We start from the raw sequence: 12,137 nt of genomic DNA on the forward strand, positions 1-12,137 counted from the left end.
AGTTCAGCGCACGACGCGCAGCCAGGCGCTCGCGGCTTCACGCAACTCGTGCGCGTGGTGCGGGTCGACGCCGGCACGGGAATCGGCGCTTTCAAGCAGCGCGGCGGCCGGGCTCGAAGGCACAACGGCGGCGGGGGAACGGAAGAAACCCATCAATTGACCAAACAACGAAAACATACAGATGCACGGCCTTGGCCCGTGCTGGTGTGGTGATGTACTGAAGATTAAGGGTTTTCCCTAGTCTTTCAAGGCCGACGTCATGCGCGATGCGCATGGGCACATTCCCCTAGACTGGCTCGCAATGAAGCTGCAATTGCTGTCCGACCTGCACCTCGAATCGCACCCTCGCTTCGTGGCGGAGCCTGCGCCGGATGCCGATCTGCTGGTTCTGGCGGGCGACATCGGCTCCTACCAGAACGGATCGCGCCTGACCGACCCCGACTTCGGCCTCGGCCGCTTTTCGCCAAAAAACGGCTGGCCGACGCCGGTGATCTATGTACCCGGCAACCACGAGTACGACGGCGACGACTTCGACGCGGTGCACGCCCGGTTGCGCGACAGCTGCGATGCGCTCGACATCCTCTGGCTGGAGCGCGAAACGCTAGTGATCGGCGGCATCCGCTTCATCGGAACCACGCTCTGGAGTGATTTCGACGCGCTGGTCGACCCTGCCGCCGGCATGACCGAGCAGCTCAAGGCCCGCGGCAAGGCGATGCGGGCGGCCAATTTCTATTTGGAGAAAGCAGCCACGGTACGAGCCGGTCAGCCCTTTATGGCCGATGCACTGAGAGAGCACTCACTTACGTGCCAGGCATGGCTACGCAATGCACTGGCCGAGCCTTACGACGGCACCACGGTGGCGATCACGCATTTCGCGCCGACCCTCGCAAGCGCCGACCCGCGCTATGGCCTGACGCCGGGCACCGCCGGCTTCTGCAATTCGCTCGACGAACTGCTGCCAATGGCCTCGCTCTGGCTGCATGGGCACCTGCACTGCGCTTTCGACTATGTGAAGGACGGCTGCCGCGTGGTCGCCAACCCGCTGGGCTATCGCAGCAAGGGCGAGCAGGAAAGCTTCAAGCCGACGCTGTGCGTCGAGGTGCGCTGAAGACTCAACGCGCCGACAGCCCTGCGAAGCAGCTTTCGAGCACCATATCGACGATTTGCGCGTCGCTGTACTTGTCGCCGGCCTTGAGGAACTCGAGCACCGGATCGCAGGCCCGCGCGAACAGCGTGTAGAGCACCGTGATGGCCGGCAGCTTGCTGCTCAGCGTGCCGTTGGCCTGCGCCGCCTTGATCCAGCCGCCGAGCGTGTCGCTCACGCCCATCAGGCGGTCGATGTAGGCGCGGTTGGCCATCAGGGTGGTGCGCAGGGAGGAGCTCTGATGCGGCAGCGATGGCATTTCGCCGGCCAGTTGCACCTCCATGGCCCAGCGGACCACCGCCTTGAGCTGATCGAGCGGATCGCCGTCGGCCGGCAGCGCTGCCATGAAATCCTGCGTCCGCTTCATGATCCGCACCATCGCGGCAGCGGCCAGGTCTTCCTTGCTCGGGAAATGCTTGTAGAGGCTGGCCTTGGCGATGCCCACGGCGGCCGCCACCTCATCGACCGTCATCGCTTCGAAGCCCTTTTCGGCCAGCAGCCGGTTGACGGCCTGGACGATCGCTTCCTCGCGGGCGACGAGCATCTGCTCCTTGAAAGACGGTTTCGGCGCGACGACGGCGGAGTTCATGCCACGATTCTAGCCCCGCACGTCACCGAACAGGCGAGGCGCCTGTGAAGCTACTGCACAGTCTTAATCAGAACCTGTGCGTCAGGCTACCTCGACAGGAACCAGAGCGCGGCGCGGTGGAGGTCTTGGCGTCGAAGCTGCATCGCGGGCATTGTCCGCGCCGGGCGGCGTCCGCATGTCTGCAACACTGGTTGCATGAAAGTGATCGTTCTCGGCGCCGGCATCATCGGCATCAGCACCGCCTGGCACCTGCTCGGGCGCGGGCACAGCGTGACCGTGGTCGACCGCCAGGCCGACGCGGCAACGACGCGGCCTTCGCCCGCAACGTCGAGCAGATCATCGCGCTCGGCGCGTACAGCCACGCCGCGCTTAACGACGTCGTGATGTCCACCGGCATCGCGTTCGACCGGCTCGAGCGCGGCATCGCTCATTACTTCACCGACGCCAAATCGCTGGATGGCGCAGCGCAGGCGATGGCGGAGCTGATCAGCGGCAACGCCGCGCCCATCAAGGGCTTCGACTGCCGCGGCGGCTAGAGGCAGCTTGGCCGGGCACCGCGATCTCCGGCAACAACCTGACGAGGCCCTAAAGCAGTTCCTCGCCAACGATCGGCAGCAGCAGCCAATTCTTGAAGCGCAGCCACAGGAACTGGCCGGGCTGGTCTTCATGCACCACGTCGGCGCCCTGCTCGTCGTACTCGAGCCATTGCACTCGCTTGCCATCGGGGCCAATGCGCAGGCGGTAGCCCAGGTTCACGCGGTTGCCGCTCAGCAGCTGCACATAGTCGTGTACGAGTTCGGGACTGTCGATCACGAGCCCCAGTTCGGTGTTGACGGCCGCTGAACGGTGGTCGAGGTTCATCGAGCCGATGAAGATGCGCCGCCCATCGACCACCGCGAGCTTGGCATGCAGCCGGCTGATCGACTTGCCGAAATCGCCGAAGCGGCCCGAGCGGCCAGTTGACTCGGGCGCAATCTCGGAAACGGCGACACCGATCTTCAGCATGTCGGCGCGATAGCGCTCGTAGCCCGCATAGGCCAGCGGCTCGTCGGTCGCGCCCAGCGAGTTGGTGATGACCGCGACGCGAACGCCGTGGTCGATGGCGGTCTTCATCATCTCTAGGCCGCGTGCGCCCGGGATGAAGTACGGCGACGCAATGTGCACGTCCTTGCGCGCCGAGCCGATGACGCCCAGCGCGCCTTCCGTCACGCTGCCGCGAATGGCCTCTGCCGGCGGGCGCGTGATCTTGGCCGGGTCGTCGGCAAAAAGCTCGGCGTGCGCCCAGCGGAAGTCGAGCTGCCCTGTCGCCAGCTGCTGCCCGACCGGCGGGCGGTCGAGCACGTCGCGCGCACGCACCGGCACGTCGGGCGCAGCCTGGCTCACCAGTTCGTCGAAGCGGCGTTGCGCCACCTCGGGCTCCAGCCGCAGCCGCGCGACGCTGTCGATCGACCACACCTGTTCGCTGTTCCAGTAGCGGTCGAAGGCGTCCGACATCCGACGCACGACCGGCCCGCACGAGAGCACGTCCATGTCGATGAAGTTGGCCGCGCTGCTGCGCATGAAGTATTCGTTGGCGATGTTGCGCCCGCCCGAAACCGCAAAGCTGTTGTCGGCCACCAGCAGCTTGTTGTGCATGCGGTGGTTGATGCGGCCGAACTCGTGCAGCGACAACGCCAGCCGCGTGGTGAGCGAGGCCGCGCGCGACGGCAGCGGGTTGAACAGCCGCACCTCAACGTTCGGGTAGGCCGCGAGCGTGCTGAACAGCTCGTCTTCGCCACCGGCGTAGAGGTCGTCGACGAGCAGCCGCACCCGCACGCCGCGCGCGGCGGCGTCGCGCAGCTCGCGCAGGAACAGCAGCCCGACATCGTCGTTCTGGATCAGGTAGTACTGAACGTCGAGCGATTTTTCGGCGTTGCGTGCCAGGGCAATGCGCGCGTCGAAGGCGAACGCGGCCTCGGGCAGCAGCCGGAAGCCCGAGAAGGCGGACGGATGGGCCGCCCCATCGGTCGCTGCGAGGCGAGCAAGCGAGGTGGTGGCGACATCGGACATCGCATGCGTCGGCACGCCCGGCACCGGGGGCGGCAGGCTGGCGCAGGCGCCGACCAGCAAGGCCGCGCCAATCGTCAGCCAGCAACGAAGGGTGTCCGATACACGCATGGCCCGCACTGTAAGACCGTCGGCCGGGCCTGACCAGACAGCCGCGGCACCTATGATCGCCCGGCACTTGCAACAAGGGACAACGCATGCTCAACGGACTGTGGCTCGGCTTCTTCCTCGTCGCCGCGGTGGCCGCACTCGGGCGCTGGCTGGTCGGCGGCGACGCGGCCGTGTTTGCAGCGGTGGTGGAAAGCCTGTTCGCGATGGCGCGGCTGGCGGTCGAGGTGATGGTGCTGCTGTTCGGCACGCTGACGCTGTGGCTCGGCCTGCTGCGCATCGCCGAGGCGGCCGGGCTGGTTGCGTGGCTGGCGCGCCTGCTCGGGCCGCTGTTCCGGCGGCTCATGCCCGAGGTGCCGGCCGGGCATCCGGCGCTCGGCCTCATCACGATGAACTTCGCGGCCAATGCGCTGGGCCTGGACAACGCCGCTACGCCGATCGGGCTGAAGGCGATGCGCGAACTGCAGACGCTGAACCCGAGCCCGGCCAGCGCGACCAATGCGCAGATCCTGTTTCTGGTGCTGAACGCCTCGTCGCTCACGCTGCTGCCCGTAACCATCTTCATGTACCGCGCACAGCAGGGCGCGGCCGATCCGACGCTGGTGTTCCTGCCGATCCTGCTGGCGACCAGCGCGTCGACGCTGGTCGGTCTGCTCTCCGTTGCGCTGATGCAGCGGCTGCGCCTGTGGGATCCGGTGGTGCTGGCCTACCTGCTGCCGGGTGCGCTGGTGCTCGGCGGCTTCATGGCGCTGCTCGGCACGCTGTCGGCTGCGGCGCTGGCTTCGCTCTCGTCGCTGCTGGGCAACCTGGCGCTGTTCGGCATCGTGATCGTGTTCCTGCTGGTCGGGGCGCTGCGCCGCGTGAAGGTGTACGAGAGCTTCATCGAGGGCGCCAAGGAAGGCTTCGACGTCGCGAAGAACCTGCTGCCCTACCTGGTCGCGATGCTCTGCGCCATCGGCGTGCTGCGCGCGTCGGGCGCGCTCGACATCGCGCTCGGCGGCATCCGCTGGCTGGTCGCGCAATCAGGCTGGGACGCACGCTTTGTCGATGCACTGCCGACCGCGCTGGTCAAACCGTTCTCGGGCAGCGCGGCGCGCGCGATGCTGATCGAGACGATGCAGAGCCAGGGCGTCGACAGCTTCCCCGCGCTCGCCGCCGCGGTCATCCAGGGCAGCACCGAGACCACCTTCTATGTGCTGGCCGTGTACTTCGGCGCGGTCGGCATCCAGCGCGCGCGGCACGCGGTCGGGTGTGCGCTGGCCGCGGAGTTCGCCGGCGTGGTGGCGGCCATCGCGGTCTGCTACTGGTTCTTCGGTTGACGACAGCGTCGCCAAGGCCGATCGGCCAGAATGCAAGCCTGCCCTTCTCCCCCTTTCTTCGTGACCGTCCCCGCCCAGGCGCAAGCGCCCTCTTTCTCGACCGACGAATTCCGCGACGCGCTTGGCATGTTCGCCACCGGCGTCACGATCGTCACCGCGCGCGCGGCCGATGGCTCGCTGGTCGGGCTGACGGCCAACTCCTTCAACTCGGTCTCGCTCACGCCGCCGCTGGTGTTGTGGAGCCTGGCGCGCAGCTCGGGCTCGATGCCGGCGCTGGGCGCCGGCTCGCACTACGCGATCAACATCCTGGCGGCGAACCAGAAAGAGCTGGCCGAGCGCTTCGCACAGAAGCTGCTGGATCGCTGGACGGATGTGGATTTCGCCGAGGGGCTCGGCGGCGCGCCGCTGCTGGCCGGTGCCGCGGCGAGCTTCGAGTGCTTCAACCGCAGCCGTTATGACGAAGGCGACCACGTGATCTTCGTCGGCGAAGTGGAGCGCTGCCGCTGGCGCGAAGGCGCATCACCGCTGCTGTACCACGGCGGGCGTTTCTACACCGAGCACCCGCTCTGAGGCTGCACCCGCGCGCGAGCGTTCCCGCGTGCGGCGTTCGTCCAGGATGCGGTGGAGGTTGCCCTCGATCCAGTCGGCCAGGCCCTCGACCTGGCGCGCCACTTCGACGCCCATCGGCGTCAGGCTGTATTCGACGTGGGGCGGCACCACCGGATAGGACTTGCGCAGAACGAAGCCGTCGCTCTCCAGCCACTGAAGAGTCTGGGCCAGCATCTTCTCGCTGACGCCACCGACCTTGCGACGCAGGTCGCTGAAGCGATGCATGCCCGAGAGCAGCGCCACCAGCACCAGCACGCCCCAGCGGCTGGTGACGTGCTGAAGCACCGCGCGGGACGGGCAGGCGGCCGAGAACAACTGGCCGCGCTGCAACTGGAGCGCCAACGCGCCGTGGGCTGCGGTGCCGGGGGCCTTGGGGGTCGATGGCATGGGTACTTACCTTTATGTACGTACTTACAAAAAGTTTGTGCTGCCGGTATTCTGCCGGTTCCCTTCCATTCCGTCCAAAGGATTTCTCTCATGATCGCCATCACCGGAGCTACCGGCCAACTCGGCCGCCTCGTCATCGAGGCACTGCTGCCGAAGCTTCCTGCCGCCGAGATCGTCGCCGCCGTGCGCAGCCCCGAGAAGGCCAAGAACCTGGCCGCCCTCGGCGTGCAGGTGCGACAGGCCGACTACGCCCAGCCCGCCACGCTCGAGGCCGCGTTCCAGGGCGTCGACAAGGTGCTGCTGATCTCTTCCAGCGAAGTCGGCCGGCGCGCTGCGCAGCACCGCGCCGTGATCGAGGCTGCCGCAAAGGCCGGCGTGAAACTGCTCGCCTACACGAGCATCCTGCGCGCCGACACCTCACCCCTGGCGCTCGCAGCCGAGCACAAGGAAACGGAAGCCGCCCTCCGCACCTCCGGCCTGCCATTCGTGCTGCTGCGCAACGGCTGGTACACGGAGAACCGCACGGGGAGCATCCCTGCCGCACTCCAGCATGGCGCGGTGCTGGGCGCGGCCGGCGAAGGCCGCACCGCATCGGCAGCACGGGCCGACTACGCAGCGGCCGCAGCGGCCGTGCTGACGCGCGAAGACCAGGCCGGGCGCGTGTACGAGCTGGCCGGCGACACGGCCTACACGCTGTCGGAACTCGCGGCGGAGATCGCGCGCCAGTCGGGCAAGGCGGTGACCTACCAGGATCTGCCCGAGCCGGCGTACAAGGCCGCGTTGCAGCAGGCCGGCCTGCCGGAAGGCTATGCGGCGCTGCTGGCCGACTCGGACGCAGGCACTGCCAAGGGCGGGCTGTTCGACGACGGCCGGCAGCTGAGTCAGCTCATCGGCCGGCCGACCACGCCGCTGGCCACCACGGTGGCTGCGGCACTGACCGCGTAGGTCGCGTCGAAGCGCGACTGCAGGTAGGCCTGCGCGGTGACCGGTTCATAGCGGGGTGCCTTGCCAGCGGGCACGCACGACGGGATCGCACTGACGAGCGCGTCGGCGTTCGGGTCAAAAAACAACGCGATCGAATAGCGCTCGCGCGTGGGCCGCGCCACGCGGTGCGGCGTCGACACGTACACGTCGTTGGTCCATCGCATAAGGCAGTCGCCGATGTTGCAGATGAAGGCGCCAGGCACCGTCGGCGCGTCGACCCAGTCGCCGCTGCGCGTGCGCACCTGCAACCCGGCCACGCCGTCGGTCGCCAGCAGTGTCACGTTGCCGTAGTCGGTATGGGCGCCGGCGCCGAGGCCCTCTGCGGCTGCGCCGGGCGCCGGCGCCGGATAGCGCAGAAAGCGCAAGGTGGCGAGCGGCCGGTCGATCTTGTCGTCGAAGAAGCCCTCCGCCAGCCCGAGGTCGATGGCAAAGGCGGCGTGCAGCCTGCACGCCGCCAGCAGGCCCGCATCGAAGTACGCCTGCACCCGCGGACGCCAGCCTTCGATCGGCGGCCATGCATTGGGCGGGCGCATGCGCTCGTCGGTCCAGATCAGGTTGAAGGCCTCTTTCTGGTCGGCGCCCTTCTTCTCGTCGAGCGCCTCGGTGCCGAGCCCCACATAGCCGCGGTTGTGGCCCAGTTGGCCGATCGCCAGCGCCTGCTTGGCCGCGGCGTCGAGCGCGAAGAATTCGCGGCTGGCCGCAAAGGCGTCGACCAGCAATGCGGCCGGCACGCCGTGGCCGGTGATCGCGAAGAAGCCGACCTCGCGGCAGGCCGCGCCGACCTCGCCCGCCACGCGGGCACGCGCAGCCGCATCGTCCGAGGCCAGTGCCGAGATGTCGATGACAGGAATGACGGTGTTCATGGCGCCAGTCTGCATCAGGCAGCGCGCGGCGTCACGGCTACCATCGATGCATGCCGCGCCTTCGGCTGCGCGCCTGCCTGCAAGATAAATGATCGCCCGCAAGACCCATCTCGATACCCGCGCCATCACCCTGCTCATCGCCTGTTGCGCGTTCTGGGGGCTGCAGCAGATTCTCATCAAGACCACCGTCGCCGAGGTGCCGCCGCTCTGGCAGGCCACCATCCGCATGATCGGCGCCGTCGCGCTGCTGTGGCTGTGGTGCCGCTCGCGCGGAGTGCCGCTGTTCGCGCGCGACGGCACGCTGCCGGGCGGCCTGGTGGCCGGGCTGCTGTTCGCAGGCGAGTTCTGCTGTATCTACATCGGGCTGCAGCACACCACCGCCTCGCGGCTCACGGTGTTTCTCTACACCTCGCCGTTCTGGGTGGCACTGTTCCTGCCGCGCTGGGTGCCGGCCGAGCGGCTGCGCGGACTGCAATGGGTCGGGCTGGCGCTGGCCTTCGGCGGTGTCGTGCTCGCCTTCAGCGAAAGCTTCGGGCACTCCAGTTCGGCGCAGTTGCGCGGCGACGTGCTGGCACTGGTGGCCGGCATGCTCTGGGGACTGACCACGCTCACGTTGCGCGCGACGAAGCTCGCCACGGCGAGCGCCGAGAAGACGCTGTTCTACCAAGTGGCGGTGACGGCGGCGGTCTGCCCGTTTCTCTCGCTCGCGCTCGGCGAGTCGTGGGGCTTTGCCTATTCAGCCTGGGCCTGGACGTCGATCGGCCTGCAAACCGTGATCGGCGCGTTCGCGAGCTACCTGACGTGGATGTGGCTGCTGCGGCACTACCCGGCGACCCAGATGTCGTCGTTCACCTTCCTGACCCCGCTGTTCGCGCTGGTGTTCGGTGTGGTGCTGCTGGCCGAGCCGCTCACGCTCCAACTGGTGCTGGCACTGGTGGGCGTGGGGCTTGGGATCGTCCTCGTGAACCGAAAGAGGGCTTGAGCGCCCTTGGGCTAGCCCAAGGGGCGCAGGCCCTCGCGGGCCCGCTTAGCCGCCCTTCTTGGCGCGCTTGCCGGGGTTCTTCTTGCTGCGCGTCGCGGTTCCGCGCTCGAGGCTGCGCTTCTGGCCGCCACCCGACTTGGGCATGGTGAAACCCGGTGCGGGAGTGGGCTTGGGAGCGGAACGGTCGCTCTCGGTTCTGATTTTGGTGGGCATGAGTGGCTCCGGTAAAAAAATGTCCGGGCGTAATTAGGCCACAGCGGAAAACCGGGCCTGCGCCGCTAGCATATTGGGCCCTGCCCATGTCCAATCTCATCGTCCACGGCGGCACGCCACTGCGCGGCCGCATCATTCCTTCTGCCAACAAGAATGCAGTCCTGCCGGTGCTGTGCGCCACGCTGCTGACGCGCGAACCCCTGCAGCTGCATGGTGTGCCGGACATCACCGATGTCCGCAAGATCCTCGAGATCTTCCGCACGCTCGGCAGCGAGGTTCGCATGGACGATGCCACCGGCACGCTGCACCTGCACCATCGCGACACCGTGTTCGACGCGCAGCGCCATCGGCTGCCCGAGGAGATGCGCTCGTCGATCATGCTGGTGCCGCCATTGCTGGCGCGCTTCGGCGTGGCGCGGCTGGAGGACAACGTCAAGGGCTGCACCCTGGGCGTGCGCGAGATCGATCCGCACGTCGAGGTGTTCCGGCATTTCGGCAGCACCGTCGAGCGCGCAGAGGGCTCGCTCATCATCCGGCACACCGGCGGCCTGGTGCCGGCCGACCACTGGCTGGACTACGCCTCGGTCACCACCACTGAAAACTTCGTGCTGTGCGCGGTGGGTGCCAACGGCACCTCCACGCTGACCAACGCGGCCTCGGAGCCGCACGTGCAGGAGTTCTGCCGCTTCATGGTGGGGCTCGGTGCGCGCATCGAAGGCATCGGCACCTCGCGGCTGACGGTGCACGGCGGTGCAACGCTCGGCGGGGGCGAGTTCCGCTTCGACGAAGACTTCCACGAGATCACCACTTTTCTTGCGCTCGGCGCGATCACCGGCGGCGATGTGATGGTGCGCAACAGCGCGCCGGCGCAGTTCCCGCTGATCGACCGCACCTTTGCCAAGTTCGGCGTGCAGATCACGCACGAGGACGGCTGGTCGCGCGCGCGCAGCGCCGGGCCGCTCCAGGTGCAGACGCCGTTCACGAGCAACGTGCTGACCAAGGTCGAGGCCGCACCCTGGCCGTATTTTCCGGTGGATCTGCTGCCAATCTTCATTGCGCTCGGCGTGCGCGCCCAGGGCAATGCGATGTTCTGGAACAAGGTCTACGACGGCGCGCTGGGCTGGACTGGCGAGCTGTCGAAGTTCGGCGCCCATGTGTTCTCGTCAGACCCGCACCGGCTCATTACTTTCGGCGGCAATCCGCTAACACCGGCGGTGGTGGAGAGCCCCTACATCATCCGCGTGGCGATCGCGCTGTTCATGGTCGCGGCCAGCATCGAAGGCCGCTCCGAGATCCGCAATGCCACGCCGATCCGCCGGGCCCATCCGCACTTCGTCGAAAACCTGCGCCAGCTCGGCGCGCAGGTGGAGTGGGCCAGCGAGGAGTGAGTTCGCTTTTGAAACGACACACCATGAAGTTCCAGCCCGTGCTCGACGAGATCGACGCCGAGATCCGGCCGCTGCTCGGTGCCGGCGGCACCGTTGCGAGCTACATCCCGGCGCTGGCGCGGGTGCCCGCTGCGCAGTTCGGCATGGCGCTGCGCACCTGCGACGGGCAGGAGGCGCATGCGGGCGATGCGAACAAGCCGTTCTCGATACAGAGCGTGTCGAAGCTGTTCACGCTCACCCTGGCGATGCAGCGGCTGGGCGAAGCGCTGTGGGAGCGCATCGGCCGCGAGCCTTCGGGCAACCCGTTCAACTCGCTGGTGCAGTTGGAAAACGAACAGGGCAAGCCGCGCAACCCGTTCATCAATGCCGGCGCCATCGCCGTCGCCGACCGGCTGCTGAGCCTGTTCGGCCGCGAGGCCAAGACCGACGTGCTGGAGCTGATGAACAGCCTCACCGGCGACCCGATCGCCTTCGACGGCGAGGTGGCCGCGTCGGAGGCGGCCACCGGCTATCGCAACTACGCGCTGGCCAATTTCATGAAGAGCTTCGGCAAGCTCGACAACGACGTGGAGACGGTGCTCGACATGTACTTTCACCAGTGCGCGTTGTCGATGAGCTGCGTGCAACTGGCGCGCGCGGCCGGTTACCTTTGCCGCGACGGCGTGCACCCCTGGGCGGCGGGCGTAAACCTGCTGACCGAACGACAGACGCGCCGCATCAACTCACTGATGCTGACCTGCGGCACCTACGACGCCGCCGGCGAATTCGCGTTTCGCATCGGCCTGCCCTGCAAGAGCGGCGTCGGCGGCGGCATCGTCGCGGTGGTGCCTGACCAGCTGACCCTGGCCGTGTGGTCGCCCGCGCTCGATGCCACCGGCAACTCGCTGCTGGGCATGAAGGCACTGGAGCTGTTCGTGACGAAGACGGGCTTGTCGGTGTTCTGACCGCGCCTGTGCAAGACTTGCCGGTTCATGACTGAAATTACTCCCTCCATCGACAGCGGCAACGACGCTGAAAGCGCCGACACCACCGACATCCAGGAACCCCGTCTCTGGCGCGACGCGCTCTGGACGGCGCGCGTGATCAAGAACGAAGACGACGACGGCTGGGCCGTGGCGATGACGCGCCAGGGCGAATCCGAGCCCGCGCTGGTCGGCCCCTGGACGATGGGCCGCGACAAGAAGAACCCCAAGCCGCTCGATGCGCCCGCCTTCCACACGCTGGTGAAGACCGCTTCGGAAGTGCTGCGCCGGCACGAGCAGCAACTGCACGCGCAACTCAACAAGCAGCTGAGCGTCGGCGCAGGATCGGAACGCATCCGCGTGGCGCTGCAGATCGTGCCCGACGAAGACAACCCCTACGCCCTGCTTACCGCGCAGGACGAGTTCGGCACGCAGCTCGGCGAGGCGCGCGTGGCGCCGACGTTCAAGCTCAGTGCCGCCAGCGCCGAGGCGTGGATCGAGAGCGGCTACTCGGCCAAGCCGCGCTAGCTTTTCAGGCTGAAC

The 12,137-nt window shown here is 67.5% G+C and carries 14 protein-coding genes and 1 pseudogene; 9 read left to right on the forward strand and 6 right to left on the reverse strand.

Annotation, left to right across the window (positions count from 1 at the left end; all coding sequences use genetic code 11):
• Positions 1-3: 3 nt before the first annotated feature.
• The gene (locus tag ACSFA8_RS06400) at positions 4-177 is read right to left on the reverse strand and encodes a hypothetical protein (protein ID WP_435478666.1); all 174 of its coding nucleotides are present in this window, start codon (positions 175-177) and stop codon (positions 4-6) included.
• A gap of 124 nt (positions 178-301) precedes the next feature.
• Here ACSFA8_RS06400 and ACSFA8_RS06405 point away from each other — a divergent pair, with 124 nt between their 5' ends.
• Positions 302-1,108, forward strand: coding sequence for a metallophosphoesterase (locus ACSFA8_RS06405; RefSeq protein ID WP_435478667.1), 807 nt, complete (start codon positions 302-304; stop codon positions 1,106-1,108).
• Positions 1,109-1,112: 4 nt separating this feature from the next.
• On the opposite strand, the gene ACSFA8_RS06410 is transcribed toward ACSFA8_RS06405, so the two are convergent.
• The gene (locus ACSFA8_RS06410; RefSeq protein WP_435478668.1) at positions 1,113-1,733 is read right to left on the reverse strand and encodes a TetR/AcrR family transcriptional regulator; all 621 of its coding nucleotides are present in this window, start codon (positions 1,731-1,733) and stop codon (positions 1,113-1,115) included.
• 195 nt (positions 1,734-1,928) lie between these two features.
• On the opposite strand from ACSFA8_RS06410, the pseudogene ACSFA8_RS06415 reads away from it, so the two are divergent.
• Positions 1,929-2,209 (forward strand): annotated as a pseudogene (locus ACSFA8_RS06415) (FAD-dependent oxidoreductase); the annotation flags it as partial.
• A gap of 109 nt (positions 2,210-2,318) precedes the next feature.
• Here ACSFA8_RS06415 and ACSFA8_RS06420 read toward each other — a convergent pair.
• Positions 2,319-3,890 (reverse strand): phospholipase D-like domain-containing protein, encoded by a 1,572-nt coding sequence (locus ACSFA8_RS06420; RefSeq protein ID WP_435478669.1) that lies wholly within the window; start codon positions 3,888-3,890, stop codon positions 2,319-2,321.
• 86 nt (positions 3,891-3,976) lie between these two features.
• On the opposite strand from ACSFA8_RS06420, the gene ACSFA8_RS06425 reads away from it, so the two are divergent.
• On the forward strand, positions 3,977-5,206 hold the full coding sequence (locus tag ACSFA8_RS06425; RefSeq protein ID WP_435478670.1) for a nucleoside recognition domain-containing protein: 1,230 nt from the start codon (positions 3,977-3,979) through the stop codon (positions 5,204-5,206).
• Positions 5,207-5,236: 30 nt separating this feature from the next.
• Positions 5,237-5,776, forward strand: a complete 540-nt coding sequence (locus tag ACSFA8_RS06430) for a flavin reductase family protein (RefSeq protein ID WP_435478671.1) — start codon at positions 5,237-5,239, stop codon at positions 5,774-5,776.
• Here the strand turns inward: ACSFA8_RS06430 and ACSFA8_RS06435 are convergent.
• On the reverse strand, positions 5,726-6,202 hold the full coding sequence (locus ACSFA8_RS06435) for a winged helix-turn-helix transcriptional regulator (protein ID WP_435478672.1): 477 nt from the start codon (positions 6,200-6,202) through the stop codon (positions 5,726-5,728). The two genes, ACSFA8_RS06430 and ACSFA8_RS06435, sit on opposite strands and share 51 nt — an antisense overlap.
• 90 nt (positions 6,203-6,292) lie before the next feature.
• Between ACSFA8_RS06435 and ACSFA8_RS06440 the strand changes: the two genes are divergently transcribed.
• Positions 6,293-7,147, forward strand: a complete 855-nt coding sequence (locus tag ACSFA8_RS06440; protein WP_435478673.1) for an SDR family oxidoreductase — start codon at positions 6,293-6,295, stop codon at positions 7,145-7,147.
• On the opposite strand, the gene ACSFA8_RS06445 is transcribed toward ACSFA8_RS06440, so the two are convergent.
• On the reverse strand, positions 7,084-8,049 hold the full coding sequence (locus tag ACSFA8_RS06445; RefSeq protein ID WP_435478674.1) for an isopenicillin N synthase family dioxygenase: 966 nt from the start codon (positions 8,047-8,049) through the stop codon (positions 7,084-7,086). The two genes, ACSFA8_RS06440 and ACSFA8_RS06445, sit on opposite strands and share 64 nt — an antisense overlap.
• Before the next feature lie 88 nt (positions 8,050-8,137).
• On the opposite strand from ACSFA8_RS06445, the gene ACSFA8_RS06450 reads away from it, so the two are divergent.
• Positions 8,138-9,031, forward strand: a complete 894-nt coding sequence (locus ACSFA8_RS06450; RefSeq protein WP_435478675.1) for a DMT family transporter — start codon at positions 8,138-8,140, stop codon at positions 9,029-9,031.
• A gap of 45 nt (positions 9,032-9,076) precedes the next feature.
• Here ACSFA8_RS06450 and ACSFA8_RS06455 read toward each other — a convergent pair whose 3' ends face one another.
• Positions 9,077-9,244 (reverse strand): hypothetical protein, encoded by a 168-nt coding sequence (locus ACSFA8_RS06455; protein WP_286540657.1) that lies wholly within the window; start codon positions 9,242-9,244, stop codon positions 9,077-9,079.
• Between the two features lie 86 nt (positions 9,245-9,330).
• On the opposite strand from ACSFA8_RS06455, the gene ACSFA8_RS06460 reads away from it, so the two are divergent.
• From ACSFA8_RS06460 to ACSFA8_RS06470, 3 genes are read left to right on the forward strand one after another with little or no spacing between them, the layout of a single operon-like run.
• A complete protein-coding gene (locus tag ACSFA8_RS06460) occupies positions 9,331-10,632 on the forward strand; it encodes a UDP-N-acetylglucosamine 1-carboxyvinyltransferase (protein ID WP_435478676.1) in 1,302 nt (433 codons plus the stop codon).
• Between the two features lie 23 nt (positions 10,633-10,655).
• Positions 10,656-11,576: a glutaminase gene (locus tag ACSFA8_RS06465; protein ID WP_435478677.1), complete on the forward strand. Its 921-nt coding sequence runs from the start codon at positions 10,656-10,658 to the stop codon at positions 11,574-11,576.
• Positions 11,577-11,603: 27 nt separating this feature from the next.
• Positions 11,604-12,122 carry a hypothetical protein gene (locus ACSFA8_RS06470; RefSeq protein WP_435478678.1) on the forward strand — a complete coding sequence of 173 codons (519 nt, stop codon included), beginning with the start codon at positions 11,604-11,606 and terminating at the stop codon, positions 12,120-12,122.
• Positions 12,123-12,137: the final 15 nt, after the last annotated feature.

Origin of the sequence: Variovorax nitratireducens (genome assembly GCF_051216545.1) — a bacterium.
Taxonomy (GTDB): domain Bacteria; phylum Pseudomonadota; class Gammaproteobacteria; order Burkholderiales; family Burkholderiaceae_C; genus Variovorax.